The sequence below is a fragment of the Paucibacter sp. M5-1 genome (assembly GCF_027498415.2).
Lineage (GTDB): Bacteria > Pseudomonadota > Gammaproteobacteria > Burkholderiales > Burkholderiaceae_C > Roseateles_E.
The window spans coordinates 2,362,707-2,388,858 of sequence record NZ_JAPZLM020000001.1 but is presented as its reverse complement, the minus strand read 5'-3'; the positions used below and the strand labels follow the sequence as shown (position 1 = coordinate 2,388,858).

Sequence of the window (26,152 nt, the reverse complement as noted above, 5' to 3'; positions counted from 1 at the left end):
TGATCAGAAAGCTTGGCTGTCCTTGCCGAAGTGGCGTGCGAACTCGCCGCTGTTGCGGGCTCGTGCCAGGTCGGCCTTCACGTCCTCACGGGTGAGGGTGGACTTCGCAACGAGTGTCGGCGTGTTCAGGAACTGAGGGGCGTACGACTCGCGATAGGTGGCATCCAGTTCGCCGCTTGCCCGAGCCCGCTGCAGCGCCTCGACCACCGAAGCCCGGGACACGCTGGAAGCGCCGTTGCCCAATTCGCGAGCGCTGTACACGCCGTTCTCGCTCTGGATCCGAGCCAGTTCGCCGGATGCCCGCGCAGCGGTCAACTGAGCAACGACATCGGCGCGGGTGAACGCACCTTCTGCTGCTTGAGCGCTGGCCGGACCGGAGAAGGACACGATGCCAGCGAAGATAGTAGCGGCAGCGGCGGTGACGATGAATTTGGACATGGTGAGCTCCTTAATGGTTAATGTGCTAACGGTATGGCGGGTGAGAGAGGTTGTGAAGAGGCTGCGGCGAACCGCTGCTTCCGGCCGACGCTGCGAGGTGGACATCACTCCGTAGCGCCGATGGGTATTAATGTAGCGCGCAAATGATTATCGCGCAAGTTAAATTTCAATTTTCTTTTCTATTGAGTCGATTGCATGGACAGACCGTACCAGGACCGGCCCCCATCCAGACATTGCATCCTTGGTTACCATTGGATCAGATGACCGGGCCACTGACGCCTCCGTAGACCCCCTGATGATTGGGTAGGCCCGACGTAATCTCCATGACGGACTCTCCTTCCGATCGATGGGTTGCTGACAGATCCGGTCGAGGCGATACGCCACTCCGGCGCTCCGATCAAGAATGGCACTATCAGATGCCAGCCTATGGCTGCTCAACCGTGGTTCGGGTCGAGAAACTTGATCTCCTGCCCGCTTGGAAACTGCTTTCGGGCATCAATGGCACTGCGAGGCGCCCGCACCATGCGGTCCAGAAGGCGCTCCAACGCGACCTCGGGATCTTCGGTACGTCCTGCGTGAGCGACAGACGTCTGAATGCTGGTGCTGCGGGGGGCAACCAGCCAGTCAAAACGCTGACGCGGGGACAGCTGCCCAATTGCGCCAGCCTGCTTTCCACCTTCACAGATCGTGGGTATCGCGTTCAGCGCCGTGCGGATGAGAGCGATGTCAGCGTCAGGAGACAACAGCCGTAACCTTGCCTCGTCCAACTCGATGCGAGCCCTCAAGAAACCCCGGCTCAGGCAGCAGACGATGACGCCAGCATTGACGAACTCCTCCCGCTCGACGTTCGGCACGACGCGCACGATGGCGTAGTCATACGTGCATGGACTGGGCACGGATCGCCTCCTCAACAAAAATGTGCGAACTCTGAAGGCGCGCCTTCAGGAACTGTCGATAGTTATCCCGCCTCGCCTGCGGCTCTATGGCACCTTCAGCATCCGTAAGCCAGGCCTCCGGCACGGCATCGACCACATCATCCACCACGTCGCCACTGAGGCGTTGACGCATTTCGGCATCCGCCTCTCGCAGCGCCGTGGCCCATGACAATAGGACGTGCTCCTTGACGAGCGCGAAAGGCGAGCCGGAATTGCCCACAAATGTCTCGTCCTGGTGGTGAACATAGAGCGCAGCGCCATGGTCGATCAGCCAAAGGCCGCGATGCCACATCAGCATGTTCGTGTTGCGAGCGGAACGATCTACATTCATGGCAAATGCGTCGAGCCATACGACCCTCGAAGCCAGGCTCTCAGGGATGTGGCAGATGAGCGGGTCGAAGGTGACTGATCCCGGCAGATAGTCCAAAGCCAGGTTCAGCCCCGCACTATTTCGTAGAAGACTCTGGATCTCAGGATCTCCTTCTGTCTTTGAAAGGTCAGCATCGAGGTGCATCAGCACTATCTCTGGGACCGGTAGGCCCGCAGCGCGGCCCAACTCACCCACGATCAGCTCAGCGATCAGTGCTTTACGCCCTTGGCCAGCCCCGTGAAATTTGAGGACGTAGAGCCCTTGGTCGTCTGCTTCCACAAGGCCGGGCAGAGACCCGCCTTCTCTAAGCGGAGTGATGTAGCGCGTCGCTGCAATGCTTCTGATGTTCATGGGCTTGCCATTCGGCCGGCGCCTGGGTACTTCGATACTCTCATTTTGACACTTTGAAGTTCGAAGTTCTGCATGAATCCGTTGGGTAAGGCTACCGTGATCCTTGTTCACTTTGCCGGCGCCAACAGAGATGGCCGCACTGCCAGTCACATTGCGGCCATCGGGTACGTGGCTATCTTGTATTTGGATGCGGCGGGCATCACAGGCTACTAGACGAGGCGGCGGAGCGAGCCTCCTGCTGGGCACGGGCGTCGGCGTAGCGACCAGGGAAACGTTCGTACAGCGTCAGGCCGCTCTCGTCGACTTCCAGATCGCCGGTACGGCGGGCTTCGGCAAGTTCGGCTTGCACCTGGGCGCGGGTCTTGCCCAGGCCCTGCGGTTGCCGCAGGTACAACTGCGGATAGCGTTCGTTAAGGCGTTCACCTGTGATCTGGTGGGCCAGATCTCCATTGCGGCGTGCCGACTCGAGCTCGGCTTTCACTCGGGCGCGCGACAAGGCGACCGCTGGCTGGGTGGCAGCAGGGTACAACTGGGGAAAGCGCTCCCGCAGCGTAAGACTGCTTTCGCCTACCTGGATGTCTCCGTGCAGTCGAGCCGCATGAAACTCGGCAATCACTTGTGCGCGGGTGAGTTCAGCAGCGCCGGCACCGGCGCCGGCGCAAAGTGCCGTCATGAAGATGGCAAGCGTGAGGTGGGATGAGGCTTTCATGGCGAGTCCTTCAATGTGAGGGTGGAGGGGAGCGGGCTTGAACCCGCCCCTCCAATGTCCGCAATTGCCAACCTCTTGAAGCCCTACTTGCGGAGGCTTGACGGTTACTCCCTTTGGGATAGGGCCTGGCCCACGGAGCTGTCGCTGTGCTGTGTCGCGATCGATGGCCTTGCCGCACCGAATGGCCTATTTCCCGCCAGGAGTACGGCGTGATTCCAGCGGGCTGCGCCGGGTCGTGCATAGCAGCGCACGCCAGCGAAAGGGTGTCGCGCGTCTGGCGATGCGAACGATGTGCGAAGACCAGCTGTGGCGCATCCCCCTCAGGGGGAAGAAAGACAAGGGGCCGAGCCCGTCGTGACGCGAGAGATCTCGGCCGAGGCGGCGGTCTGGATCGCTCGGCTGCACGGGCCGGATCGATCACATCACATGGAACGCGACTGCCGAGCGTGGCAGGCCCGCTCGGCGGCACACCGGCTGGCCTTCGAGCGCGGGACGGATCTGTGGATGGAGGCGGCGGGTGTGGACCGGGCCGCCGTGGCTCGGGCAGCAACTGCCAGCGGGCCTGAGGGCCGAGGTGAGGAAGGGCAGGGCGCCAGCCCTGCAAATGCCGGCACCAGGGGGCGGGCCTGGCCGCGCCCCTGGGCGCTAGCCCTGACGGCCACAGCGGCGGTCCTTGTGGTCGGTGTGCTGGTGGCCCAGCCCTGGCGCAGCATCGACAGCTATGACACCGGCATCGGCGAGCAGCGCCTGGTGATCCTGAAGGATGGCACCCGGATGTCGCTGAACACCTCGACCCGGGTGAAGGTGGAGCTCGACCAGACCGAGCGCCGCGTGCGCGTGGAAGGCGGCGAGGCGTTCTTCGAGGTGGCCAAGGATGTCAGCCGGCCTTTTGTCGTGCAGGCCGCCGATGCAGCGGTCACAGCCACAGGAACGGCCTTCCTCGTGCGTATCGTCCCTTCGAACGCTGGTGTGTCCGAAGCGCTGGATATCACGCTGGTGGAGGGGCAGGTGATTGTGCAGGGAAGCGGCAGCGGAAAAGCTGCGCCCGCGATTGCGCAGTCTGTCGTGATGGCGGCCGGTGAACGGCTGAGGGTTCGCAGCGATCAAGGGGGCCATCGATCACCGCAACCGGCTGCGGCGCCCGCGCTTGATCGGCCTCGCATGGATCAGTTGCTCGCCTGGCGGCGAGGAGAGGCGGTGTTTGCAGACCTCTCGCTGCTGGAGGCGGTGACCGAGATGAACCGCTACAGCGCGACGCCGATTGTGCTGGCCGCAGGTCTGTCGGATCTGCGTGTCAGCGGTCAGTACAAGACCGGCGATAGCGAAGGCTTTGCGCGCGCGGTGGCCAAGTTGCACGGGCTGGCGGTGCTAGAGCATGCCGGCCGGCTGGAGTTGGCGCCGGAATGGGCACGGAACTTCGAGTTGGCTGGGGGTGGGGCGTCCATTCCATTGCAGACACAGCACTGCGAAGCCGTTAAGCAGGACTGCCAGCTCGATAAGCGCCTCGGTGCGCTTCCTGAAAGGTACCGATGCAATCCTGGACTTGTCGAACGCCTACCCACCAAAAGCACTCACCCGGACCGCAGCTCAGGTTCGCCGGACAGGCGCACTCAGTGAGGGTAGGCCAGTCGCTTCTCCATCCAGCGCTGGATCTGCTCAAAACTTAAACTGAGGATCCAGTAAATTCCAGCTGCAGCCATGTACAGGGGAAACGGCTGGAAGGTGGTGGAGATCAGTTCCTTGGTCGCCAGCATCAGCTCCGTCACCGCGATCACCGACACCAGCGAGGTGTCCTTGATGAGGCTGATCAGGCTGTTAGACAGGCTCGGCACCGCTGCCCGCAGCGCCTGTGGCCCCACCACATAACGCAATGTCTGATCGCGCGTCAGACCAAGGCTGGTTCCCGCCAGCCATTGGCCCTGCGTCACGGCGTTGATCGACCCGCGCAGCGTCTCGCTCATATAGGCCGCCACATTAAGGGTCAAGGTCAATATGCCCGCAGTTATCGGTGAAAGCTCGATGCCGACGCTGGGCAGGCCGTAGTAGACAATGAAAACCTGCACCAACAGTGGTGTGCCGCGAATGACGCTCACGTACACCGCCGCCAGGCTGCTCAGGCCCCACACACGTAACACGCGGATCAGCGTGACGAGGCCCGCCAGCGGCAGGCCGAAGATCATCGCAGCGACCGCGAACAGCAGCGTATAGCCGGTCCCCTTGAGCATCACAGGCCAGGCCAGCGCGAACAGTGATGGAAAATCCATCGCAGTCCCGCGCCGGTTAGCGAGCAGCCAGTGGCTTGCTCACATCACGCTCGAACCATCGGGTCGAGATCTTCCCGTAGCTGCCGTCGGCCTTCATTTCCTCCAGCGCCTTGTCGATCGCTTGCTTGAACTTTGGATTGCCCTTGCGAAAAGGAATTGCGTTGCTGTCGGCCTTGCCGATCGGCGCGCCGGCCTTAACCGGCAACTTGGTCTTCTCGCGCAGGTAGGGGATCAGCAGGCTGTCGTTGATCGCCACGTCGATGCGGCCGGTGGCCAGGTCTTGCAGGTACTCCGGGGCACCGGGGTAGGTCCGCACCTCCGCGCCGTCAATGCTCTTTGCCAGTTCTGCATAGTTGCTGCCCTGGCCGACGCCGATCTTCTTGCCCTTGAGGTCCGCTTCCTGCTCCAGCTTACGCGTCTCGTTGGCACGGATGATCAGCTGCGGGTAGGAGATGACGTAGGGCCCACTGAAGTCGAAGGTCTCGCGCCGCTTGTCGGTCGCCGCTACCTGATTGACGATCACGTCGTATTTGCCGGACTGCAAGCCGGCCAGGATGCCGCTCCATTCAACGGTGGTGAACTCCGGTTTCACGCCGAGCTTGGCCGCAATGGCTCGGCCTATCTCGACGTCAAAGCCTGTAAGTTGCCCTTTCTCATCCTTGAAGTTGAAGGGCGGGTAACTGCCCTCGCAAGCAATGCGCAGCGTGCCACGCGCCTTTACTTCGTCGAGCAGATCGGCCGCATGGACGCCGGCCGCCGTTGCACCAAGCAGCACGGTGGCGAGCAAGGACGTAAGCATTGTTTTCATGAAAAGTCTTCAGGGCCAAAGGGGTGAATGGTGCCACTAGTTAGCCTTCCTTGTTGGCGTCGACCGAATTTTGAGCAGCCGGCGACGCCACGCGGGATACAACCAGCAAGCCTGGTTACCCAGACTGGACCGGATCGATTCGAGCCTGCCCATCGTCTGGCGCGAAACGCAGCCGAACGTGCTTCAGCATTCGCTGCGCCCGCCCTGAAAGCGCCCATTCCGCACGATGGATCAACCAACGAGTGTCGATCACCTGCGTCGCTCCTTTGACCACCTGGATCAACTCGGGGCGCGGGTAGGCGCCGGCGCCCCTTGCGAAGCTGCGGGAGCGGCTTTGACTCTGTGCGGCTAGGACTGTGCCGATCTGTTGATGGCCGAGCCATTCACCTCATGTTGAGCCTTGCCTTCGCGTGCGAAGGCATCTTGCTCAATAGCCTCTCCCAGGCAACCACCGACCTGAACAACGTAGGCCGGCCTATGCAAGCCATTCAGTACGCGCGCCGGAGGACCTAGAGCTCGGTCGCCAGGCGCTTCGCAAGAACCTTGATGGCCTGCTCGTTGCGACGGTAGTACGACCACTTACCGGACCGCTTGACGGTAACCAAGCCGACGCTGGCCAAGTCGGTGAGGTACTTGGAGGTAGTCGAGAAGGCGAGCTTCTGCCCGGCCTGAATGGACGACACACAAACTCCATCCAAGAGAGGGTCGCCCTCATCCTGGGGCGGAAAGCTCGAGGGGCTTTTGAGCTTGCGAAGAATGTCCATTCGCTGCTCGTTGGCCAGCACCTCCAGCACACGAATAAGCGGGACTTCGAAGGTCATCAGACAGCCGACACAGCGCAAAAGAGTGCAAACGCACTACCGATAGCTCGGCGTGCGACTAAATTCACTCTAGCATGCGCCTGCAGATGTTGCAGCCAGAGGGGTTCTGGCGGAGGCGTGGTTGAACTGACCCCTGCCGAGCCGTTCACGCTTCCGGTTTTCAGGCAGATGATGCCGTCTTGGTCAGCAAAGTGAACTGCGACGTGCTCCGCGAGTGCGTTGATCGCAGCTCATGGTGGAAAGGCATTGCTCGTCGCTCTGCGCCACGGCGAGATGCGATTCTGGCCGTTCGAACCTTCTGTTCTCATTCAAGCCGTGCGGCGCAGATGTCGGACCTAGACCGCACTGCAGCACGTCGATGACGCCACCTCCGCCGATGTGCTGCCAGGGCAAGCCCAGCACGAGAGCCTGCAACGGCGCGTACGTCAGCGACATCTGCTCACCTGCGAGCTCGCGATGCCGGACAAAGCGGCCTCGGTGCAGGCAACGGGCCGCCAGCCAGATGCCGATGCCGTCGTGCACGAGCACCTTCATTTGATCGGCTCGCAGGTTGGCAAACAAGTAGGCGTGGTGCGGTCGGGCGGCACCGAAGACCTTTACGACGCAACAGGGCCGTCTCGGTACTGGCGCGCATGTCTAGCGGCTCGATGGCGAGCCACACCGTGTCGATACGGATCAACGCAGGAGCTCACGCGGTCAGTTCGCGAACGCATCAGCGGCGCTGGTCGGCCAGGACACGGTGATCGTGGTCGAGCAGCGTTGCACATCGACGCGTATGTCGATCCGACCAACTTACACCGAGGGAAGGACGCACGAGAGTTCTGCAGTCAGAGAACCGGCGGACTGAATAGTCCTAAAGATGGACAACGTAAGCCCCATTAGGTGCGCTGCACGCTTGTGCTTCGCTACTTACTCTTGCGACTCGATTCTTCCATCGCTAACAGCAGCGTTCGGGTTAAGCAGAGCCATGGTGAAGTTCCCTCGGTGGCTGCATGGGCATTTTGATAATCGACATATCGCAAAATGTCGATGCGATAATGAATGCGTCTTGAGGGATGCCTCTCGGATAACCCAGATCACTCAACTCAACCAACCTGAGAAAAGTCACATGAAAGCCATTGTCCTGACCGCCTTCGGCGGCGTCGAGAACCTGCAGCTGCAAGAAGTACCCGTGCCGAGCGTCGACGCGGGAGAGCTCCTCGTACGCGTCTACGCCACGTCCATCAATCCTCTCGACTATCAGATCCGGCGCGGCGACTACCCGGACTACGTGCCACTGCCCGCAATCACAGGGCATGACGTGTCTGGCGTCGTCGAGCGCGTAGGTCCTGGAGTCACGGCCTTCAAGCCTGGCGATGAGGTGTTCTACACGCCCAAGATCTTCGGGCCGAAGGGCGGCAGCTACGCCGAATACAACGTGGTCCCCCAAGAGCTGGTGACTCACAAGCCGGCCAACCTCACCCACGCGGAAGCGGCCGCGATCACGCTGACGGGCGGCACCGCCTGGGAGGCACTGGTCACGCGGACCCGACTGCAGCCGGCTGAGACTGTTCTCATCCACGGTGGCGCCGGCGGTGTCGGCACGATTGCGATCCAAATCGCAAAGGCAATGGGCGCTCGCGTGATCACTACGTGCCGTGGTGATCAAGCCGAGTTCCTGCTGTCGCTCGGAGCGGACGCCACCATCGACTACGAGAAGAGTGACTATGTCGAGGAAATTGCGCGACTGACCGGTGGCAACGGCGTCAACGTCGTACTCGACACGATCGGTGGCAAGACGCTGGAGCGCTCCCCCCACGTCCTGGCCGATGGCGGCCGTGTCGTGACCCTGGTCGACATCACAACGCCCCAGAACCTGGTTGCTGCATGGGGCGTGAACGCTGAGTACCACTTTGTGTTCACGCGACAGAACCGCGGCAAGCTGCTTGCGCTCAAGGCGCTTCTTGAGCGCGGCGTGATTCGGCCCATCATTGGTGCGACCTTCCCCCTCGAGCAGATCGGTGCAGCGCATACCGCCTTGGAGCAGGGCAGCGCCAACGGCATGCCCCTGCGCGGCAAAGTTGTCATTGAAGTGAACTGAAGCTGAGGTGATGACCATGCCCAACCCCAGTGTTCATCGGCCTGACGAGAGGCGCACTGCGCAGTCCTCTGATCTTTCGCAGCATCCAGGCTGGCGTCGGACCTTTCGTAAAGGAAGCATGACGCTGGGGTTCTTCTTTCCCATTGAGGCGTACGAGGGCGATACGCCGCGGCTCGAGCAGCCGCAGCTTCTGGCGCGCAGAGCTGACGAGGCTGGCTACGCCGCGTTGTGGGTCAGAGACGTGCCGCTGCGTGACCCGCACTTCGGTGATGTCGGGCAGATGATCGACCCTTGGGTCTTTGCCGCGTGGATCGCAGCGCAGACGACTGACATCGCCATTGGCACCGGAAGTGTCATCCTGCCGCTGCGCCCCTCTATGGATCTGGCCAAAGCCAGCGCGTCGCTCGACTTCATCTCTGGGGGGCGCCTGTTGTTTGGTACAGCTACAGGTGACCGCCCATCAGAGTTTCCTTTGTACGACAAGAATCACGCTGAGCGGGGCGCGGACTTCCGGCACACGCTTGAAGAGATTTCTGGCCTCTACCGCAACGCAGGGCCGCTGGACCTGGCCAGAAAACTGTCAGGCGTTCCCCTCGAACTCCTCCCGGCTCCCCCATTTGGCAGGGTTCCGCTCTTGGTCACGGGTTTTGCTCAACAGTCGATCGAATGGATTGCCACGCATGCTGACGGCTGGATGACCTACCCGCGGGACATCGCGGCGCAGGCCAAGGTTGTCTCCAGCTGGAATTCGGCCGTCCAGGTGGTGTGCGGCCCGGAACGCTACAAACCGGTGATGCAGTCGCTGTACATCGATCTGCTGCCCGAAGCGGACGCTGCCCCGCGCCCCATGCATCTGGGATTCAAGATCGGGCGCAACGCCTTGATCGCGCTGTTGTCGCGCTACCAAGCCATTGGTATCGCTCACACGGCGTTCAACCTGAAGTACAGCAGCCGGCCCGCACCCTCGGTCATGGACGAGCTCACGGAGTACGTCCTGCCGAACTTTCGCATCGATAGCCACTGACATGAAGGAAGGACTCGCGTGCTCGCGAGTCGATTGCAGATATGAAAGCCATTGTTTCCATACGCCACTCATCGGGTACAGCTGCCGAGCTCATCGAGCAAGAAGTGCCGGACCCGGTGATCAAGCCCCACGACCTTCTGGTCAGGCCGCTGGCCACTGCCTCAAATCCGGTTGACTACAAGGTCAAGGACTCCACCGAGCCGGGCCTGGCACCCAGGATCCTGGGGTGGGACGCCGTGGGCGAGGTGCTCGGCTGCGGAATTGCGGTCATCGGATTCCGTCCCGGAGACCTCGTCTGGTACGCCGGTGATATCAACCGGCCAGGAGCCTACGCGGAGCTGCAGGCGGTCGACAGCCGTATCGCCGCGCGGGCTCCAAGCAGGATTGATCCGATAGACGCAGCGTCCCTTCCGCTGACTGTGCTGACGGCATGGGAGCTGCTGATTGAGCGATTCCGGGTGCAGCAAGGAGCTCAGGGCTCGCCTGGCACGCTGCTCATCATTGGTGGTGCCGGCGGGGTTGGCTCAGCACTCATTCAAATCGCTCGAGCGCTCACGAACGTCAAAGTCATCGTCACCGCATCGAGGCCGGAGAGCGTGGACTGGGTTAGCAAACTTGGCGCACACCATGTCATTAACTTTGCCCGGTCGTGGCCAGAGCAGCTGAGCGCCATCGGCGTGCGGCAGGTCGACTACATCGCCAGTCTCACGGCCAGCGACGAGCATCTTCTGTCTGCAGCTCAGGTCATCAAGCCCTTCGGCTCGTACGGCCTGATCGACGACCCGAAGTCACTGGACATCTCCGTCTTCAAGCGCAAGAGCGTGTCGATCCATTGGGAATTGATGTTTACCAAGACGCTGTTCGAAGGCGAGGACCTGAGCTCTCAGGGGCAGATTCTTCACCGAGTCAGTGAGTTGGTAGACCTGGGTCAGATCCGTTCGACGCGCCTTGGCAGCGGTCTGGAACTCTCTGCCTCGTCTTTGCAGCAAAGCCTGGACAGCCACCAAAGAGGCAGCTCTCGTGGAAAGCAGGTCTTCTCCAGACCCAAGCACTGGCGCTGACCTCCGAACCCTTTCAGATCACTAGAACGCCATGAACAGCAAGTTCGAACACCTGCAAGCCGTCTTGTCCCGCCATGAATCAGCCCTGGCGCAGGAGGACGCCGCTGGCGTTGCCAGCGAATACGACCCGAACGCCATTCTCATCGTCAACGGTGAAACGTTCGTCGGCCGCGACGCGATCCAGAGTTTCTACGAGCAGTTGATCAAGCAGCTGCCGAAAGCCTCTTGGGCGACTGATCGCGCCTGCTTCGCGGAAGACATGGCCTACGTCGAGTGGTCGTGTCGTGCGGAACGTGTACGGGTCCCACAGGGAGTGGATACGTTCGTTGTTGGACCGTCGGGCATCGAGCGCCAGACGGCCTGGTTCAGCGTGATCTCGATCAGCTGAACAAGCCGGGCTGACCTTCTCGTCCATTCGTTCACTCAAAGGATGTGCCTCGCGCTGAAGCGTGGGCGTGCATTGCCTGCTTGACTGCTGCCACAGGCAGCGGTCAGCAACCTAACTCAAAGGAACTCATCATGAAAAATCTGACTGTGATTGCCCTTTCCCTTCTGGCTGCCGGCGCAGCGCTGGCCGATGGTGGCAGTTCTGCCGACACCGGCCGCGAAGCCGTCATCGCGGCGCGCAAGACTATCAAGGTGACCGCGCCTCAGACCAGCCGCGAGGAAGTCCTGACGGACCTGCTGCGGGCTATCCAGACTGGCGAGCTGCGGGACTTGGACCGAAGGGGCTATCGGCCCATGCGCACGGAAGGTTCGACGCGCAGTCGCGAGGAAGTCGTGGCGGAGCTGCTGAAGGCTATCCAGGCTGGCGAGCTGCGGGACATGGACCGCAGGGGGTATCGACCCAAGCGCCCTGAAGGTTTCACCCGCAGCCGCGCCGAGGTCGCCGCCGAACTGGCTCGGGCCCGCGCAACAGGCGAACTTGACGTCGTCAACGGCGAGCGCTCGGACTATGCGCACCAGGCCTTGGTCAAGCAGCAGTCGGCCGAACTGGTGGCCGGGCAGCCGACTCCAGCGCAGTAAAAGCAAGAGTCGGGTTGAGGAAGCATTCAGGCCTGTGATTTGTTCGGCAAAAGGCCGTCTCCATCCTCAACCATGTCGTCTTTTGCACCTGTCTCGTGTTCGGCAACCACTGCTTCGTCGTATTTGCGTGAGTTTTTATCCCAACGGGCTTGAGCACGGGTGTTGTGGCCAACCGAATCCTGAGCGGGTCAGTTTTCGGTCGGCGCCAACACTTCTGGCTGGTGCCGGAATCGCCGGACCCAGGAATGGCGGCCAGCGGTGGTGGCCGGGCGGCCCTTCCCGTGCCCAGGGCCGTGGGCTGAGTACGCTCCCGCTGCGCGCGAGCGCGCCCACTGCCGATCAGGCCTTCAGCCTCATCGCCCCTGGGCACCCGCCATGCCCGATGCCTGGCCGCAGACACATGCTGTGATCGCTGCGGCTCGATGCCCGCGCCAGTCGCTGCGCTTGATTGCACGAGCCTTGCGGGGGCGCCGCAACTCAAGGTAGCCGGCCTGCTCCGCCTTGCGGCTACGCCGAGAACCTGCTGCGCGGCGGACAGCCTGGGCGCAGCACCCAGGGCCGGCGCATGCAGACCCGCGCCGTCGGCAGCATCGACCGCAGCGTGCAGCTCAACCGCGCACTCTGGGTGCTGGCCGAGGAGATGCGCAAGTTGAAGGCCTGAGGAGCCACTCCGGCACGGCGGGAAAACCAACCAACAACCTGTCCGCCGCGCCGTGGACCGGCAGGGCATGCTGCACGGGCCTACAGGTGCAGTATGCAGAAGGCCAGCAACCCTGTCAGCATGACCGATGCCGCCGCCGACACGGCACAGGCCCACCAACTGATGCGCGAATGATCTCGATGCTCAGCGCAGGCCTTTGCCGCCTGAAGGAGGCTGTGCAAGGCGGGGTTCAGCTCGCTGTGAAAGAGCGCGCGGGCGAAGGCGGCCATCGACCGGCATTCGTCGTCGGCGGCGGCGTGCATGGTCTCGCGGGCGCTGCGCGCGATGTGCTTGGCCGCCACGCCCTGGGCATGCTCGGCCAATTGGGCCATGCGCGGCTCCGCCGCAGCGGCGTGCGCTTCGAGCCGTTCACAGGCACGTTCGACCGCTTCGGCGGCGGATCTCATCTCCAGCGCGACCATGTCGGCGCGATCCAGAAGCACCCCGATGTCGCCCAGCGCTTCGGCGACGAGCGCATCCCGTGCTGTGAAGGGCTCGTTCACGAGTAGTGCACCGCAGGCGCGGTGTCTGCATCAGCAAGCTCATCCAGACCGAGAGCCGCAAAACAGGCGTCAAGCGCGGGAACTGCGCCGATGGCCAGCCGGCGGGCGGCCAGCTTCAAGGCGAGCGCGAGCTTTTCCTCGCTGTCGTCCGAGTCACGGATCAGGCGCTTGTAGTCGGTCTGGTCGAGGGCCAGCGTGCCGATGTCGGTATTGCTGTCTCGCGCCAAGCCATAGATGTCGCTCGTGTACAAGCGGCAAGCCGTGTTTTCCTGCGCCAGCCGTTGCTGGGCGAGGAAGGCGAGCACGAGGTAGAACGACTCCTTGATCGGCACGCCGGGCTGAGCCATGTTGAAGACCAGCTTCAGACGCTGTGGCGGGATGCCAAACCGCGACAGCTCGATCAGCGTGGCGATGGTGTCCTTTTGCTGCTTGATTGAGGGCACTGTCGGCACGACAAAGCAGTCGAAGTCCTCGTGGCTGCCGCAATAGGCCTTCATCAGGGTCAGAAACTCCTCGGCATTGCTCGCGCCGATGTCGATGACGGCGCTGTCGATGGTCTGCAAGTACTGCTGCAGCGCACCGAACTGGCGGCCCCGCAGGGTCTGTGCTGTTTCTGCGTCGGCGTCGGCGTTGACGCTCTCCACAGCGATCAGCTCCGCAGCGGGAATGCGGGGCAGCAGAAGGTGGCGGGCCACGGTGGTCTTGCCCACGTTGCCCGAGAAGTTGATGACGGCGATCTTCATGGGTTTTCCTTTGCGCGCTTCAGGGGGTGATGGTTCTGGCTGCTGCAGAACGCCTGAGCCAGGTCTTTGCCGCTGGGTTGCTCGCAGAGCTCTGCGGCGGATGGCTGTGCGCCAGGCTGCTGTGGCCGGCTTGCGGCGTGGGCCGGTGCGGAGTGCGTGGCTGCGCTGCCTATGAGTAGACCGGGTGACGTGACGGCAGGGACCGCGGTTGCCATGGTGATTGGCAGTGCGCGCGTGGGGCGCTTCAGTTCCCGCCTGATGGTGGCGAGGCTGACCTCTACGCCGGCCGCAGCCAGCGATCGGCGGATGGCCGCCAGCGTGTAGCCCTCCGCGCGGAGTCTGGCGATCTCGGCCTCGAACTGCCGCGCCTTGCGCGTGGCGCGCCCGGGCGGCTCCCCCGGCATCAGCTTCAGGCTAGCCACTGAGGTCAGTCCGGGGACGCTCAGGTGCCTCTCCCGGGGCGCTCCCGGAACGCTTGATGGACGGTCAGGGGACGGACCGGAGTCACCGAGGGACGCTGCGTGGACGGCTGAGGTATCCATGATCAATCTTTAGTCCACGATTGGTCGGGTAGCGGCGCTGATTTTTGGCAGAAATCAGCGCTCAGAAAGCTAGATCTCCGACCAATACTTGGTCATGGGTTGAGTGCAGCGATAGGGGCGAAGGCGCCCCGATGTATTGCACCCATCCGCGATGGAGGTGACCATGGACAAGTCGCATCGAGAGCTCTTCTGCGTCGACCTGAAAGGGATGCGAGCAGCGCTCCTGGCGTGCGCGCGACTTGAGGGCGTGTCGCCCGCAAACCTTGTGCGGCGCGTGCTGGTTGAGCGCTTGGGTAACGAGGAGGGGCGCGACCTCGTTCCATCCGTGCGCATCAACCCCGTGAGCCGCGGACCGGTCCGTCTGTCGCTGCGCCTGAGCGCCGCAGACGCCCAACTCATCCGCCTGGCTGCTCGGCAGGCCCGATTGTCACCAGGCGCCTACCTCGTGGGGCTTGCGAGTGAGGTGCCGTCGTTAACCGGAGGAGGAGGGCGGCCTGCGTTGCTGACCGAGCTGCACGCTTCGACAGATGAGCTGGTGACCGTACGCCGGGGACTCCTGCAACTGGCTGCTTTGCTGAGGCACGGGGAAGGTGAGGCAGCGCGCGCATACCGGGACTTGTTGCTGCGGATCGAAGCGCCCATCCTCCGGCACCTGAAGCTGGCCTCGGTGGCCTTGGCTGAGTCCGGGCTGAGCAGGCCACGATCCCGGGCGGGCTCAGCTGGACGCGCCCGAGCGAGCGGAGAACGTCATGAATGAGCAGCCCCAGTGGATCGACGGACTGCTGGTCCAGTGGGGTGACAGGCTCTTCTATCCGCCAAACCGTGTGGTGAGAAGCTCGACACCAAAGCTCTCGGGGCAGTCCGTCCATCAACGCGCCGACGCGATTCGCCGTCACATCGGGGCGGTGGTGCTGCGGCGCGTACCGCAGGTCATGGTCAAGGTGACAGGGGGCGGGCGCTGCATGAAAGCGATTGCCGCGCACTTTCGCTACATCAGCAAAGCGGGGCGGCTGGAGATCGAGGACGAGCTGGGATTGAAGGCCTCCGGGCGTGAAGCGGTGCACGAGCTGACGGACGCTTGGCGCTATGGCGGGTCGAGGATTCCGGAGGAGGGCCCACGGCGGGAGGCGCTCAATGTGATGCTGTCGATGCCGCAGGGTACAGACCCACTGGCCGTACTGCGGGCGGCCCGTGAGTTTGCACAGATCGAGTTCAAGGACCACCGATACCTGATGGTGCTGCACGATCACCAGGCCAATCCCCACGTGCACCTCAGCGTGCGGATGGAGTCCAGGCATGGGCATCGACTGAATCCGAGGAAGGCGGACTTGCGGCGCTGGCGTGAGCTCTTTGCCGAGCGGTTGAAGGGATGGGGTGTCGAGGCTGGCGCCAGTTCGCGCGCGTCACGAGGCGCCATCAGGGGCTACGAGCCACTGTGGCGCATTCGTGCTCGCAGTGAGGGGCGCCTGCTCATGGCGGAGCGCAGGCCGAAGATGGAGGCAAAGGGAGAGCCCGCCAACGCCCGCAGTACTGCGTGGCAAGCCATCATGCAAGTGCTGGAGTCGTCGGACGACTCTGCGGATATGAAGCTGGCAAGTGCGGTTCGTGGCTACATGATCGGCGGCAAGAACGCCTCCGCTGTACGCGAGCCACGCGTAGTGCGCGATGTGGAGCTACCTGATTTGGATCGAGTAAGCCGCTGAACCCAAGCGCTCATCTGCATGGCGAAGAACCTCCCGCTTGCCATGCAGACCAGGCTCACTTCACGCTCTTGTCTAGGAACGCTCGAATCACTGCGCCGATCTCCGCACCATGGGTCTCGAGTGCCAGATGGCCTGTGTCATAGAAGCGGATGTCTGCAGTCGGGATGTCTCGCTTCCAGGCCTCCGCACCGGCAGGAAGGAAGAACGGATCGTTCTTGCCCCAGACAGCCAGTAGCGGTGGTTGGTGCTTGCGGAAGTAGGCTTGGAACTCCGGGTACTTCGCAACGTTGAACCTGTAGTCCAGCAGCAGGTCAAGTTGCACCTCGGCATTGCCAGGGCGCGCCACCAGGAAGCTCTCCAGCTCAATGGCATCCGGCGCCACCAGACTTTGATCGCTAACCCCCTCGAGGTACTGCCACTTGATGGACGCTGGCGTGGGGAACTCGTGCAACGCATCTCGGTTGGCCTTCGAGGGCTCCTTCCAATACTTCTGAATCGGGGCCCAGCCCTTGCCAAGTCCCTCCTCATAGGCGTTTCCGTTCTGGGAAATGATCGCGGTAATGCGTGAAGGGTGCGCCACCGCTAGGCGCCATCCCACTGGCGCCCCGTAGTCGAAGACCTGCATGGCATAGCGCTCCATCTTGAGTTGCTCAGTGAACTGCCCGATGGTCTTGGCAAGTTGGTCGAAGGTGTAGGCGTACTTCCCACGCGCTGGTGCTTCCGTAAAGCCGAACCCGGGCAAGTCGGGAGCAATGACGTGGTATTTGTCCGCGAGCATCGGGATGAGTCCGCGATACATGAAAGAGGAAGCGGCATATCCATGAAGAAGCAGCACCTTGGGGGCGTTGCGGTTGCCTGCCTCTCGATAGAACACCTTTACATCCCCCACCTGTTCGAAACGGTGCCGGACCTGCAGGTCTGCCGCCTGGGCGGCGACAGTCAACGTCATTGCCGCGATACCTACCGCCGCAGCGGTTTTGTTAGAAGCCATAGTACAAACTCCATGTAACCAGTAAAAGTACATGTACAGGTTACATCAGCACACTGTAACCTGTCAAATCTATTATTTAGGTTACATTGCGAGCATGCCAGAGACATCGCAACCCACATCCAGCGCGCCGCTCATTGGTGACAACCTCGCGCTCGACTTCATCAACACTCGGTACGGAACCGGCAACGAACGGCGCGAATGCCTGGTCGATGACGCCAGCGTCGTTGCTTGGTTGAAGCAGGTCAGCTTGCTTCCAGATGAGTTCAGGGGTGCGCCTAGCGGCTTGCTAACACTTGCGCTAGAACTGCGTGAGAGCGCAAGGTTGTTGGTAAACGCAGCGAAGGCCGAGGAGGCTGCGGACGCCAGCGTTGTCAACAGAGTGCTAGAGGCTGGTCGTGCCGGGAGAGAACTGGCATGGGACAACTCCAGCAAGACTTTTCGGGCAGCCACGCAGCGTCGTGACGACGCCCCCGCGAGTCTGCTCGAGCCAGTCGCACGGGCATTGGTCGATCTGCTGACGGACACAACACTGGACCGCGTGCGGCAATGCGAGGCGCATGACTGCACGCTCATGTTTCATGACATGACGAAGTCGCACCGCCGACGTTGGTGCAGCATGGCTTTGTGCGGCAATCGGATGAAGGTGGCGGCGTTTCGACTAAGGAACAAGACCGATTAGTTCATTGCAACGTTTTTCGGGCCAGCTGTTTCGCGCCTCGGGCACATCCACCAGAGAGAAGCCTGACGTGGAGTTCAGTGGCGCAAGGCGGCCCACTGCTAGTGACGCATCATCACAGATGGCGGCGATTGATCAATCGGCTGCATTGCCTTTTGCGCAGTACCTGCATCCGGGACGCAGGTGACTTCAGGCGTCGGTTGTGGCATTGCCGGAGTGCAGCTTCAAGGAGCGTGGAGGATCGCCGCTGCCTAGCTCGGTGACGGGCCAATCGCACTAGGCCTCGGGAGCGCGTGCGTAGCGTCCGGGTGCCATCCCGGTGTGCCGAGAGAACGCAATGCTGAACGCACTTGCAGAGCCGTATCCCACCCGCTCAGCGACCTCGGCAACGTTCGCCTGGCGTTGCCGAAGCAGCGACTTGGCTATTGCCATCCGCCAGTTCAGCAGGTATGCCATCGGGGCCACGCCCACGGATTGACTGAATCGTGCGAAAAATGTCGAGCGCGACATGGCCGCCTTAGTGGCAAGGCGACCGACTGTCCAAGCAATGTCGGGCTGCAGATGCATCACTCGCAGGGCGCAAGCCAAATTCGGATCCGCAAGCCCTCGCACCAATCCAGGTGATGCTTGAGGCTGGGATGCCGTCCGCAGGGCCTCCAGAAGCAGTACTTCCATCAGGCGGGTCAGAACCATATCGCGGGCTGGGCGCTCTGTTCGCCACTCGTCACTCAGGAGATGGACGAGACTGTGCAGGCGACCACTGGATTGAACGTGTACAACCTCAGGCAGTAGGGCGACAAGCAGCGCCGAATCGGGAGATTGAAACTCGCAGTGCCCGACGAGCGCCTGAAAGTCGGTAGGCCCATCCCGCCTACCAACACGTGCTCTTCCGGCACGAGTCGTAATTTGAGAAGGCGGGAACTGCGCCGCAGATTCCGCGTCGAGTGAGGTCATAGCGAACCCCTTCGAGGCGGGCAGCAGAAGAAAGTCACCCTTGCTCAATTGTCTGGCGGCGCAGCCATCGAATAGCACGTTTGCTGAACCCTGCAGCACGACGCAGTAGAACGCTTGCTGAAGTTCGACCCGCCGTACCAACCACGGCGCAACGGCGGTAACGTGCTTGGATATCGACAGCTTGGGTTGCAGAAAGCTAACGACTTCAGCCAGTGGATCACTCAATTTTGGACGCTATCTAAGGAATGGTCGACTATTGATGATAGATGGTCTGATGCCGTAGGCATATCGTGTGGGTTCTTGACTGCGGGAAATCCCATGAAAACTGTCTTTATCACTGGTTGCTCGTCTGGCTTCGGTCTCGTCACGGCGGAGCTCTTTCTAGATCGCGGCTGGCAAGTGATTGCCAGCATGCGCTCGTTGGAAGGGTCCTCGCTAGAGAAACATGAACGTTTGCGCGCTCTGCCACTGGACGTGACTGACATCGCCAGCATCCGTCGGGCCATCGAAGTCGCCGGCCCGATCGACGTTCTCGTCAACAATGCTGGTGTTGGCCTGTTCGGCGCACTGGAGGCTGCGTCGATGGCTTCAGTACGCCAGATCTTTGAAATCAATATCCTTGGCACCATTGCGATGACGCAAGCCGTCTTGCCACAAATGCGAGCGCGCCGTTCAGGTGTCATCGTTAACGTTTCTTCGATGGTCACGGAGCATCCGCTGCCTCTCCTGTCGACCTACACGGCATCCAAAGCGGCAGTCAACGCCTTCACCGAATCACTGGCTATCGAGTTGCAGGAGGTTGGCGTGCGTGCACATCTCGTCCTTCCGGGACGAGCCCCGTCGACGAGGTTCGGTGAGAGCGCGCGCTCTCTTTTGCAAGGTCCCGCGCCCGAGGCCTATGCATCCCTTCTGCAAAAGGTTGTGGGTGGGATGACTGACCAGGCGGATGGGTTGACGTTTCCATCTGACGTGGCGGACGCGATCTGGCGCGCAGCCACGGATCCCGGCAGCCCGATGCGATTGCCGGCGGGTGCCGATGCCGTGGCGGTAGCTGCACGAAGTTCTGGGGCCAGGGCCTGACAACCGCGCAGGGGAACTTCTTCATGGCTCCAGCCCCACCGCTGGAGCCTCCCGAAACTCCTGCCGCATCGGTGTGCTCAGTCGGAGATTTACGCTGAGATGCAGGGCCGACCCTGCCCGGCATCAACGCTCCAACGAGCATTGCCGAACTCAGTTCGAGCCATGATGAACCCGCTAGCTCCAGCGGGCGGGGATTTGTGAAGCCACCTCAAACAATTTGAGACTACCAATAGCATGTTCAGACAGTGCGGGCTATTTTCTCAATGGTGATACTGAAAATCCGGCGTATGCGTCAAACCGACAGGCGCTTGCTTGTGTATTTTTAGTTGAACATCTGAAAAATCATGAATGCTGCAAACTCCCCAGCGCGTTCAACGCGCTACCCAATTGGGTTGGTTTTTGATGCGAAATTCATCGAATTTTCGGTTAGGTTTACAGTGCTTCCTAGAAATAAGATTCAATTTCATATCGACAATGGAATCTATGCTCAGACCGAGGTGGTCAACATGGCGGCTACCTGCATTCGTCCAGGAATTTTTCTTGTGAGCTGGACGGAAAGTAGTTGCGCGACAGTGGTGCACGTTGAAGATTTTATTGAAAACAGAATTCACTCGCATGCGACGCTCCCCGACGGAACTTTTCTGCGGATGGAGGGGGCGTTGAGCCTTGTAAATGAGGGTGTGTTGCGGTAATGAATAACTTGGATTCAAGCCATTCCTTGGCTTTGAGAGCTTGAAGCCAATATACAAGTTCAGGAATATTTTCGCTGTGGGGCAGCAGTAGTACCAAATTGCATTCAGCACAATCGCGCGCCGCCCCTTCTTGGAAATATCCTTCCAAAGAATACTGCATTGCCATGCACTACTTGTGCCAGAAACTAGTGGGGCATAAGACTAAGTTGGATGGGAGGACCGCGATCAGTCCGCTCTTGCTGAAGGCAGACAGCGATTCTCTCGAGCCGACTTGCAAGCCAGCTTCGGGGCGTCCTTGCCCGCATCTCCGCCGGCTGAGAGCACGCCGAGCTGCTGCACTGCCATGGCTCAGGCGTCCCCGAATAGTCCCAAATGCCGACGGCGACATCGTCCTTTGTCGCGCTGCCAGTTGGAGTTGCGGTTCCTAAGCTGATAGCGATAGTTCGGCGGCCTTCACCGCCTCCAAGGATGCAATACGCGGCAGCTCACACACACATCAACGGCGCGCGCCGTGCAGGCTGCTCGAATCGCTTGAGGTCACCGATCTCGGCAACCAGGCCGATCGCGGTGATCGCCGCCACGCCGCGCAGCGGCTGAAAGGCGTTGACCACCGACTCGAAGCGCCAACCCGTGATCGAGCTCTGCAGCGCCTTGGTCAAGCGCTCGACGCGGTCGTTAGCCGACTTCACCGCTTGCCAGTATTCGGTGAACGCCGTCTGCATCGCCGCTGCATCAAAGCTCTGCCTGGCTAGCCAATGATCGTGTGCACCGCACCACGAGGTCTTGCCGCCATAGCGCCTGTCGTGACGCAGCCGGAAACCCTTGAGCTGTTGACGCATCTGCCGGCGGCTACTGACAGCGTCTTCGCGTGCCCGAGCCAGATCCGGGATCGCTTCGTCGGCCGGATCGAGGATCCACACGACGGTCAGCTTGCCCAGTCGCGAATGCTCGGCCAGTGCGATGCTTTTGCGAGCGTCTGTCTTGACACGGTTGCCTGGCTGTCGTGGAGTCTTGGACGGTGCGATCACCTCGCAGACATAACCCATTTTCGTCAATGCTCGCTGCAACCCGTAGCCCGTAGGCCCGGCCTCGTAGACGATGTGCAGCTCCTCAACCGCACCTATCTTGGCCAGCACCTTCAGCAGCTTGGGCACGTCATGCGCCACCTTACCGATCAGTCTCGCCTTCTCTCGTCCTGGCTCGGCTGCGGCCACCGTGATGCTGCCCTTGTGGACATCCAAACCCACATGAATCTTGCTACGCTTTTGCATGGTCGGTCTCCTTGATGCTGACGACGCAAGTCACAGCATGTAGCTCTACGCGCCTCGGCGCGCAACCTACGATGGTGGAGACCGGCCGCCTTGGCCTTAGCGGCGACCATGATGTCTAGAAATCACTGTTTTGGAGAAACCGGGCAGGTCAGTTGCGCAAGATCGAGCTGCCTGCCAAGGTCGCGCACAAGGGGGCCTTCGTGCAGGATCTCGCGGTCGATGCCGAGCGGGGGCTGGGCCTATTTAGCCTACATTGAGCCGCCCGGCCTGATCGCGTTGAACTTGGTCACGGGGCAGGCTCACCGTTTCGGAAGGCACGCGTCGCTGTTGCCCGAACCGGATGCCAAGCTGCGCGTGGGCGGGCGGGACAATCTGTTTGGCGGCAAGCCGTCACCGTTCCGTGGAAAGGCTTCGACACTTTCAATGCCTTACTTCAAAGCGTTTGCGATGCGCTTCGATGAGCTGTTGGAGCGCCCGCTCCAACTGGTCTCCTCGAGTGAAGTTCGATAGCGCGCATCCATTGATCAAAAATACTGACGTAGACGAAGACCGAGCGCGTGGTTGGCGTGCACATGGTGAACGCTGAGCCGGAGATCGGCGACCGCGACTGTGCGGTATGAATGTTGACCAAGCATAAGGATCTGCGCCAATATTTGTCGCCAGAGGCGCCACAAGTCCTGTAGGTGCGTAGGGCACGTCTCGCGCACCGTGCCCGGGAGCTCAGAGGTGCTTACACCTTGAACTCTGGACCATTCGGGGCGGTTTTGACTCTCCATGTGCCACCGGCGCTGAACGAACGTCCAGAAGCGAAGGTGTCTTCCATGAACATGAAGTACACGATCTTGCCATTTTTCACTTTTGCGTGAATGGCGAGGGGGGAGGTGAACGACTTGCCGCGGGCCTTCGAGCGGTAGGTAAATGCGCCGAAGACGGCAACGTTTTCACCGGCGCCGAATGCGTCCGTGATCTTGAAGTCTTCAATGGTCCAATAGTTGGCGACGCTGAGGAAAGTGGTTATGTACGCCTTGCGTCCCGTCTGCGTTCCTGTCCACGGCAGTATTTTCTTGAGTTCCGGGTTGTCGAAATTGAGCGAGATGTAGGTGGCATCTTCGGCAACGAGGCGTGCGGCGGCCGATTCGATTTTGTCTGCCCCCGTGTTATTCAGGAATTCGAGCACGATCTCGGTGGCAGGCGTCCTGCCGTCAACGGCTTGTGCTTGCCCATTCGACGCAGCAATCACAGCCGAAGCGCCGATTGCGCCAGAGGTAACAAGAAATCCCCGACGATTCGGGGTATGTGTGGGGCTGGTAGGTGTATTCATAGTTTTGTGGTCAGTTCAATGGTTGATGAGCGTCGTGAGGCTGGATCAATCCCAACCACACGGCGTTGTATGAATTAAGGTTCTGATAGTGAATGGCCTGAAGAGCGATCAATGCCTGGTCGCCAAAGGTGACTTGCTTACGGGATTTGTCCTCACTCAAGCAATTGCACCTCCGTCGGCGACCAAGATAGCTCCCGTGATCAGGCTCGCGGCAGGGCTGGCAAGAAAGACCACGGCATTCGCAACTTCCCTGGGCTCTCCGAATCGCCCCAGAGAGGTCATGGCTCGCTGGAAGTCAGCTGCAGGCCCGCTAGCAGGATTCGCGTCCGTATCCGTAGAGCCTGGGTGAACCAGGTTCACGGTGATGCCCCTCGGGCCGAGTTCGCGTGACAGACCCCGGGTGAAGGACAGCAGTGCCGACTTCGACATCGCGTAAGCCGTAACGCCTGGGAACGGCACCCGCTCCGCTAACCCCGACCCAATCGAGATAATTCGTCCACCGTCCTTGAGGTGTGGAATGACAGCCTTGGCGAATAGCACGGGGCCTCGCACATTGGTATCCATCAGTACCTGGTACTGATTCAGATCAAGGTCTGCAATCATGCCAGTGTGGCCGATTGCAGCGCTGTTCACGAGAATATCAATGCCGCCCAACGCTGCTGCTGCTTCTGCCACAGAGCGTGCGATCGCCTCAGGGTCTGCGTTGTCTGCCTGTATTGCAAAAGCGCGGCGTCCGCTGCGTTCGATGGACTCCACGACCGATTGAGCCTTCTCTATCGAACTCCGATAGGTGAATGCAACGTCAGCGCCGCTTTCCGCCAAGGCAACAGCGATAGCTGCGCCAATGCCGCGCGACCCTCCCGTCACCAGGGCTCGCTTACCGTTCAAATTGATCATGTTCGTCCTTGTTTCCAGAGAAGTAGGAGCGTTGCCCCCTCGATTCGTTCCGCTTGCCGACGGCACTTCATTTTTTCTATCCATACTTTGCACAGCCCTTCTGCGCACTCTTGCAAGAGGCTGAAAAACGGGTCTTTAGCATCCGTGACGCCGTGCGCGACCGGCTCAGTCCTTAGTCCCACAGTTCCAGCAGATTGCCTGCTGCGCCGGCAGAGACATTTATCCTGTAGCGGTGACCAGAGGCGGGTCCGCTTTGCAACCAGAATTGCGCTTCATCCCTTGCCTCGTTGATGGGTTCGGATATTGCCAAGGCTGTTCGGCGCGGTCACTGTTCGTTCTTGCTGGCAGCAGTACGAACCTCTCACTTCGCCGACCGTCTAGCTTTGCGCCGCATATACGGAACTTTTGTAACAACGCCTACGAAGGTGGTCAGTTCCTGAAGTACGCAAGGCCCGGCTGCAATCGGCATAGACGACATCGGAGACGTGATACCGAATCCTTCTCGTCGGACATGGAGACCTCTGGCCCATCGGACCACGGCGGTCCTTGAATGCTCTTTGCGGAAGAAGCCCGTCTGAGTGGCGCTGACTTTTCCTCGTGCGTCTCGCAGAACTTCCCAGCGATCGATTTGATGCCTCTCTGCACTGTTGAAGGTGCTAACGACCGCCTTAAGCACTGACCCCCAGCCGCAGGCACTGATACGAACTGTGGTGGGCGGGCCTTTGCAATCTCAATGGCGAGTTCATAGAAAACTCTTGATGGAACTGGCGCCAGAAGACTCAAGAGCCCTTCGCAACATGCAAGCGTGCGGATACTCGTTGCGCTGTCTGAGGGGACTTTCGGCAGGCTAACCCTCAGAGGTTCAACACAACGAGCGTTTCGTACTGCTGCCAGCAAGAACGAACAGGGACCGCGCCGAACAGCCTTGGCATCATCCTTCGATCCAACAAACGGTGAGGTGAAGCGCAACTTCCCTTGCTGGACCGGAGTGTTTGTCTTCTGCCGAGTCAGCTCGAGTGCTTTCCTGTTCGCGCGAATTGCGGGCGTTGAGTACTTAACACTGCGAGCAGCCGCGCATGCTGTTGTCCGCGTTCTTTAGTGGGAATGAACATGAACCAGCTGAGCCTGAAGGAAGTCGCAGCAGTGAGCGTCGCGCGCCGAGTCTCCCATCGAACTGTAGGCGTGACTCATGGTCCCATCACGCGGTTGATGCGCCCAGGGGATCTGGGGCAGATTCTCAAGCCCTTTGTATTTCTCGATCTTTTCGATATCGACCTCCATGATCCGCAATCGCAGTTTTCGATCCACCCACACTCGGGACTTGCGACGATCACCGTCATCGCTGACGGCGATCTGCGCTTCGATGATCCCGCGGATGGCTCTGGGCGTATTGCATTCGGCGGCTTCGAGTGGATGCGAGCTGGTGCCGGTGTGTGGCATGGCAGGGAGCTGTCGGCCGGGGAGTCACACCGGGCCAAGGGCTTTCAGCTGTGGATTGCACTGGGGCCGGAGCATGAGCACGAGACGGTCGAAAGCCAGTACATGGAAGCGCAACTAGTGCCAACAACCGGACCTGCCCGCGTGATCCTGGGAACGTATGACGGTATGCGCAGCCCTGCGCGGGCGCCCGACGGCCTCACTTATCTGATGCTCAGACTACCAGCCGGTGCTCAGTGGACTTTCGTTCCGCCCGACCAGCAGACGGTGGCCTGGCTCGCCGTAGCGAGCGGCGAGCTGGAAGGGGATACCGCCGCCAAAGAGGGTGAGATGCTGCTCTTCGAACAGTCTGGCCAACCCTTCACAGTTCAAGCCGGACCCATTGACGACACGGTTCTGGTGATCGGCAGCGCAGTACCGCACGCCCATGAACTGCATCTGGGAAGGTACTCCGTTCACACGTCTGCGGAGTCTCTTATGACAGGTGAAGCAAACATCGAGCGCCTGCGGAAGCTCTTGATTGCCGCAGGAGATCGGCGCCTGCAAAGCGGCATTGTCCCGATTCTCAAGGACTGAGAGTGGCCATCCCCTGCACTGTTGGTGCCTGTTGTCCGCATCCCGATCGCCAGCGATCCTCGTGGGATGTAGCGTAATTTTGTTGCTGGTTGTAACCATGGGCTGCAATGTCAACGAGCGATTGCCGTCTGGCAGCATGATCCGTGAAGTCGTTCGTCCACAAGCTGCGCACATGTCAG

At 60.9% G+C, this 26,152-nt stretch carries 29 protein-coding genes and 1 pseudogene; 14 read left to right on the top strand and 16 right to left on the bottom strand.

Going from position 1 to position 26,152, the window contains the following annotated elements; all coding sequences use genetic code 11:
• Positions 1–3 precede the first annotated feature (3 nt).
• The 4 genes from O5M90_RS11170 to O5M90_RS11155 all read right to left on the bottom strand — a co-directional run bounded on the left by O5M90_RS11170 (position 4) and on the right by O5M90_RS11155 (position 2,803).
• On the bottom strand, positions 4–438 hold the full coding sequence (locus O5M90_RS11170) for a hypothetical protein (RefSeq protein WP_269841111.1): 435 nt from the start codon (positions 436–438) through the stop codon (positions 4–6).
• A 434-nt stretch (positions 439–872) separates the two neighbouring features.
• Positions 873–1,334: a DUF3037 domain-containing protein gene (locus O5M90_RS11165; RefSeq protein ID WP_269841110.1), complete on the bottom strand. Its 462-nt coding sequence runs from the start codon at positions 1,332–1,334 to the stop codon at positions 873–875.
• Positions 1,312–2,094, bottom strand: coding sequence for a HipA family kinase (locus tag O5M90_RS11160; RefSeq protein WP_269841109.1), 783 nt, complete (start codon positions 2,092–2,094; stop codon positions 1,312–1,314). Before O5M90_RS11160 ends, O5M90_RS11165 begins: the two co-directional genes overlap by 23 nt.
• Positions 2,095–2,293: 199 nt before the next feature.
• On the bottom strand, positions 2,294–2,803 hold the full coding sequence (locus O5M90_RS11155; RefSeq protein ID WP_269841108.1) for a DUF4148 domain-containing protein: 510 nt from the start codon (positions 2,801–2,803) through the stop codon (positions 2,294–2,296).
• Positions 2,804–3,157: 354 nt separating this feature from the next.
• Here O5M90_RS11155 and O5M90_RS11150 point away from each other — a divergent pair, with 354 nt between their 5' ends.
• Entirely contained in the window at positions 3,158–4,420 is a 1,263-nt protein-coding gene (locus O5M90_RS11150; protein ID WP_269841107.1) for a FecR family protein, read from the top strand.
• On the opposite strand, the gene O5M90_RS11145 is transcribed toward O5M90_RS11150, so the two are convergent.
• The 4 genes from O5M90_RS11145 to tnpB form a co-directional block, all read right to left on the bottom strand.
• Positions 4,414–5,067, bottom strand: coding sequence for an amino acid ABC transporter permease (locus O5M90_RS11145; RefSeq protein WP_269841106.1), 654 nt, complete (start codon positions 5,065–5,067; stop codon positions 4,414–4,416). The genes O5M90_RS11150 and O5M90_RS11145 overlap by 7 nt on opposite strands.
• Positions 5,068–5,083: 16 nt before the next feature.
• Complete coding sequence (locus O5M90_RS11140) at positions 5,084–5,875, bottom strand: transporter substrate-binding domain-containing protein (RefSeq protein WP_269841355.1); 792 nt, start codon at positions 5,873–5,875, stop codon at positions 5,084–5,086.
• A 509-nt stretch (positions 5,876–6,384) separates the two neighbouring features.
• Positions 6,385–6,696: an ArsR/SmtB family transcription factor gene (locus O5M90_RS11135; RefSeq protein WP_269838520.1), complete on the bottom strand. Its 312-nt coding sequence runs from the start codon at positions 6,694–6,696 to the stop codon at positions 6,385–6,387.
• Positions 6,697–6,879: 183 nt separating this feature from the next.
• Entirely contained in the window at positions 6,880–7,257 is a 378-nt protein-coding gene (gene tnpB / locus O5M90_RS11130) for an IS66 family insertion sequence element accessory protein TnpB (protein ID WP_269838521.1), read from the bottom strand.
• Between the two features lie 547 nt (positions 7,258–7,804).
• Here tnpB and O5M90_RS11125 point away from each other — a divergent pair.
• The 6 genes and pseudogenes from O5M90_RS11125 to O5M90_RS11100 form a co-directional block, all read left to right on the top strand.
• Positions 7,805–8,776: a zinc-dependent alcohol dehydrogenase family protein gene (locus tag O5M90_RS11125; RefSeq protein ID WP_269838522.1), complete on the top strand. Its 972-nt coding sequence runs from the start codon at positions 7,805–7,807 to the stop codon at positions 8,774–8,776.
• Positions 8,777–8,792: 16 nt separating this feature from the next.
• A complete protein-coding gene (locus O5M90_RS11120; protein ID WP_440402026.1) occupies positions 8,793–9,800 on the top strand; it encodes a TIGR03571 family LLM class oxidoreductase in 1,008 nt (335 codons plus the stop codon).
• Positions 9,801–9,841: 41 nt separating this feature from the next.
• On the top strand, positions 9,842–10,861 hold the full coding sequence (locus O5M90_RS11115; RefSeq protein ID WP_269838524.1) for a zinc-binding alcohol dehydrogenase family protein: 1,020 nt from the start codon (positions 9,842–9,844) through the stop codon (positions 10,859–10,861).
• A gap of 31 nt (positions 10,862–10,892) precedes the next feature.
• Positions 10,893–11,249, top strand: coding sequence for a nuclear transport factor 2 family protein (locus O5M90_RS11110; RefSeq protein WP_269838525.1), 357 nt, complete (start codon positions 10,893–10,895; stop codon positions 11,247–11,249).
• A 131-nt stretch (positions 11,250–11,380) separates the two neighbouring features.
• Positions 11,381–11,887 carry a hypothetical protein gene (locus O5M90_RS11105; protein WP_269838526.1) on the top strand — a complete coding sequence of 169 codons (507 nt, stop codon included), beginning with the start codon at positions 11,381–11,383 and terminating at the stop codon, positions 11,885–11,887.
• Between the two features lie 514 nt (positions 11,888–12,401).
• Positions 12,402–12,548 (top strand): annotated as a pseudogene (locus tag O5M90_RS11100) (DUF932 domain-containing protein); the annotation flags it as partial.
• An 80-nt stretch (positions 12,549–12,628) separates the two neighbouring features.
• On the opposite strand, the gene O5M90_RS11095 reads toward O5M90_RS11100, so the two are convergent.
• From O5M90_RS11095 to O5M90_RS11085, 3 genes are read right to left on the bottom strand one after another with little or no spacing between them, the layout of a single operon-like run.
• Positions 12,629–13,090 carry a hypothetical protein gene (locus tag O5M90_RS11095; RefSeq protein ID WP_269838527.1) on the bottom strand — a complete coding sequence of 154 codons (462 nt, stop codon included), beginning with the start codon at positions 13,088–13,090 and terminating at the stop codon, positions 12,629–12,631.
• Complete coding sequence (gene stbB, locus O5M90_RS11090; protein ID WP_269838528.1) at positions 13,087–13,833, bottom strand: StbB family protein; 747 nt, start codon at positions 13,831–13,833, stop codon at positions 13,087–13,089. The genes O5M90_RS11095 and stbB overlap by 4 nt, the downstream gene beginning before the upstream one ends.
• Positions 13,830–14,255, bottom strand: coding sequence for a helix-turn-helix domain-containing protein (locus tag O5M90_RS11085; protein ID WP_269838529.1), 426 nt, complete (start codon positions 14,253–14,255; stop codon positions 13,830–13,832). The genes stbB and O5M90_RS11085 overlap by 4 nt, the downstream gene beginning before the upstream one ends.
• A 283-nt stretch (positions 14,256–14,538) precedes the next feature.
• On the opposite strand from O5M90_RS11085, the gene O5M90_RS11080 reads away from it, so the two are divergent.
• Both O5M90_RS11080 and O5M90_RS11075 read left to right on the top strand, forming a co-directional pair.
• A complete protein-coding gene (locus tag O5M90_RS11080) occupies positions 14,539–15,132 on the top strand; it encodes a hypothetical protein (protein ID WP_440402025.1) in 594 nt (197 codons plus the stop codon).
• The gene (locus O5M90_RS11075; RefSeq protein WP_269838530.1) at positions 15,125–16,078 is read left to right on the top strand and encodes a relaxase/mobilization nuclease domain-containing protein; all 954 of its coding nucleotides are present in this window, start codon (positions 15,125–15,127) and stop codon (positions 16,076–16,078) included. The genes O5M90_RS11080 and O5M90_RS11075 overlap by 8 nt, the downstream gene beginning before the upstream one ends.
• 55 nt (positions 16,079–16,133) lie before the next feature.
• Here the strand turns inward: O5M90_RS11075 and O5M90_RS11070 are convergent, their stop codons facing one another.
• A complete protein-coding gene (locus O5M90_RS11070) occupies positions 16,134–17,027 on the bottom strand; it encodes an alpha/beta fold hydrolase (protein ID WP_269838890.1) in 894 nt (297 codons plus the stop codon).
• A 136-nt stretch (positions 17,028–17,163) separates the two neighbouring features.
• Here O5M90_RS11070 and O5M90_RS11065 point away from each other — a divergent pair, with 136 nt between their 5' ends.
• Positions 17,164–17,748: a CGNR zinc finger domain-containing protein gene (locus tag O5M90_RS11065; RefSeq protein ID WP_269838531.1), complete on the top strand. Its 585-nt coding sequence runs from the start codon at positions 17,164–17,166 to the stop codon at positions 17,746–17,748.
• A 273-nt stretch (positions 17,749–18,021) separates the two neighbouring features.
• Here the strand turns inward: O5M90_RS11065 and O5M90_RS11060 are convergent, their stop codons facing one another.
• Positions 18,022–18,924 carry an AraC family transcriptional regulator gene (locus O5M90_RS11060; protein WP_269838532.1) on the bottom strand — a complete coding sequence of 301 codons (903 nt, stop codon included), beginning with the start codon at positions 18,922–18,924 and terminating at the stop codon, positions 18,022–18,024.
• A 93-nt stretch (positions 18,925–19,017) separates the two neighbouring features.
• Between O5M90_RS11060 and O5M90_RS11055 the strand changes: the two genes are divergently transcribed.
• The gene (locus O5M90_RS11055; protein WP_269838533.1) at positions 19,018–19,779 is read left to right on the top strand and encodes an SDR family oxidoreductase; all 762 of its coding nucleotides are present in this window, start codon (positions 19,018–19,020) and stop codon (positions 19,777–19,779) included.
• Positions 19,780–20,123: 344 nt separating this feature from the next.
• The gene (locus tag O5M90_RS11050; protein ID WP_269838534.1) at positions 20,124–20,471 is read left to right on the top strand and encodes a MoaF-related domain-containing protein; all 348 of its coding nucleotides are present in this window, start codon (positions 20,124–20,126) and stop codon (positions 20,469–20,471) included.
• Positions 20,472–20,956: 485 nt separating this feature from the next.
• Here the strand turns inward: O5M90_RS11050 and O5M90_RS11045 are convergent, their stop codons facing one another.
• The gene (locus O5M90_RS11045; protein WP_269838535.1) at positions 20,957–21,742 is read right to left on the bottom strand and encodes an IS110 family transposase; all 786 of its coding nucleotides are present in this window, start codon (positions 21,740–21,742) and stop codon (positions 20,957–20,959) included.
• A 276-nt stretch (positions 21,743–22,018) separates the two neighbouring features.
• Between O5M90_RS11045 and O5M90_RS11040 the strand changes: the two genes are divergently transcribed.
• Positions 22,019–22,252, top strand: a complete 234-nt coding sequence (locus O5M90_RS11040) for a hypothetical protein (RefSeq protein WP_269838536.1) — start codon at positions 22,019–22,021, stop codon at positions 22,250–22,252.
• Positions 22,253–22,472: 220 nt separating this feature from the next.
• Here the strand turns inward: O5M90_RS11040 and O5M90_RS11035 are convergent, their stop codons facing one another.
• Both O5M90_RS11035 and O5M90_RS11030 read right to left on the bottom strand, forming a co-directional pair.
• Entirely contained in the window at positions 22,473–23,063 is a 591-nt protein-coding gene (locus tag O5M90_RS11035; protein WP_440402023.1) for a nuclear transport factor 2 family protein, read from the bottom strand.
• Positions 23,064–23,219: 156 nt separating this feature from the next.
• Complete coding sequence (locus tag O5M90_RS11030; RefSeq protein WP_269838538.1) at positions 23,220–23,960, bottom strand: SDR family NAD(P)-dependent oxidoreductase; 741 nt, start codon at positions 23,958–23,960, stop codon at positions 23,220–23,222.
• Positions 23,961–25,070: 1,110 nt separating this feature from the next.
• On the opposite strand from O5M90_RS11030, the gene O5M90_RS11025 reads away from it, so the two are divergent.
• Positions 25,071–25,973 (top strand): pirin family protein, encoded by a 903-nt coding sequence (locus O5M90_RS11025; RefSeq protein WP_269838539.1) that lies wholly within the window; start codon positions 25,071–25,073, stop codon positions 25,971–25,973.
• The last annotated feature ends 179 nt before the right edge of the window (positions 25,974–26,152 follow it).

What these genes read in the sequence shown, in the direction of transcription:
- O5M90_RS11160 (WP_269841109.1), bottom strand. Translation starts at nt 2,094, where the DNA reads ATGAACATCAGAAGCATTGCAGCGACGCGCTACATCACTCCGCTTAGA.
- O5M90_RS11135 (WP_269838520.1), bottom strand. Translation starts at nt 6,696, where the DNA reads ATGACCTTCGAAGTCCCGCTTATTCGTGTGCTGGAGGTGCTGGCCAAC.
- O5M90_RS11030 (WP_269838538.1), bottom strand. Translation starts at nt 23,960, where the DNA reads ATGATCAATTTGAACGGTAAGCGAGCCCTGGTGACGGGAGGGTCGCGC.
- O5M90_RS11050 (WP_269838534.1), top strand. Translation starts at nt 20,124, where the DNA reads ATGAATGCTGCAAACTCCCCAGCGCGTTCAACGCGCTACCCAATTGGG.
- O5M90_RS11140 (WP_269841355.1), bottom strand. Translation starts at nt 5,875, where the DNA reads ATGAAAACAATGCTTACGTCCTTGCTCGCCACCGTGCTGCTTGGTGCA.
- stbB (WP_269838528.1), bottom strand. Translation starts at nt 13,833, where the DNA reads ATGAAGATCGCCGTCATCAACTTCTCGGGCAACGTGGGCAAGACCACC.
- O5M90_RS11070 (WP_269838890.1), bottom strand. Translation starts at nt 17,027, where the DNA reads ATGACGTTGACTGTCGCCGCCCAGGCGGCAGACCTGCAGGTCCGGCAC.
- O5M90_RS11105 (WP_269838526.1), top strand. Translation starts at nt 11,381, where the DNA reads ATGAAAAATCTGACTGTGATTGCCCTTTCCCTTCTGGCTGCCGGCGCA.
- O5M90_RS11045 (WP_269838535.1), bottom strand. Translation starts at nt 21,742, where the DNA reads ATGCAAAAGCGTAGCAAGATTCATGTGGGTTTGGATGTCCACAAGGGC.
- O5M90_RS11170 (WP_269841111.1), bottom strand. Translation starts at nt 438, where the DNA reads ATGTCCAAATTCATCGTCACCGCCGCTGCCGCTACTATCTTCGCTGGC.
- O5M90_RS11155 (WP_269841108.1), bottom strand. Translation starts at nt 2,803, where the DNA reads ATGAAAGCCTCATCCCACCTCACGCTTGCCATCTTCATGACGGCACTT.
- O5M90_RS11080 (WP_440402025.1), top strand. Translation starts at nt 14,539, where the DNA reads ATGGACAAGTCGCATCGAGAGCTCTTCTGCGTCGACCTGAAAGGGATG.
- O5M90_RS11075 (WP_269838530.1), top strand. Translation starts at nt 15,125, where the DNA reads ATGAATGAGCAGCCCCAGTGGATCGACGGACTGCTGGTCCAGTGGGGT.
- O5M90_RS11145 (WP_269841106.1), bottom strand. Translation starts at nt 5,067, where the DNA reads ATGGATTTTCCATCACTGTTCGCGCTGGCCTGGCCTGTGATGCTCAAG.
- O5M90_RS11055 (WP_269838533.1), top strand. Translation starts at nt 19,018, where the DNA reads ATGAAAACTGTCTTTATCACTGGTTGCTCGTCTGGCTTCGGTCTCGTC.
- O5M90_RS11115 (WP_269838524.1), top strand. Translation starts at nt 9,842, where the DNA reads ATGAAAGCCATTGTTTCCATACGCCACTCATCGGGTACAGCTGCCGAG.
- O5M90_RS11035 (WP_440402023.1), bottom strand. Translation starts at nt 23,063, where the DNA reads ATGAATACACCTACCAGCCCCACACATACCCCGAATCGTCGGGGATTT.
- O5M90_RS11110 (WP_269838525.1), top strand. Translation starts at nt 10,893, where the DNA reads ATGAACAGCAAGTTCGAACACCTGCAAGCCGTCTTGTCCCGCCATGAA.
- O5M90_RS11120 (WP_440402026.1), top strand. Translation starts at nt 8,793, where the DNA reads ATGCCCAACCCCAGTGTTCATCGGCCTGACGAGAGGCGCACTGCGCAG.
- O5M90_RS11125 (WP_269838522.1), top strand. Translation starts at nt 7,805, where the DNA reads ATGAAAGCCATTGTCCTGACCGCCTTCGGCGGCGTCGAGAACCTGCAG.
- O5M90_RS11065 (WP_269838531.1), top strand. Translation starts at nt 17,164, where the DNA reads ATGCCAGAGACATCGCAACCCACATCCAGCGCGCCGCTCATTGGTGAC.
- O5M90_RS11025 (WP_269838539.1), top strand. Translation starts at nt 25,071, where the DNA reads ATGAACCAGCTGAGCCTGAAGGAAGTCGCAGCAGTGAGCGTCGCGCGC.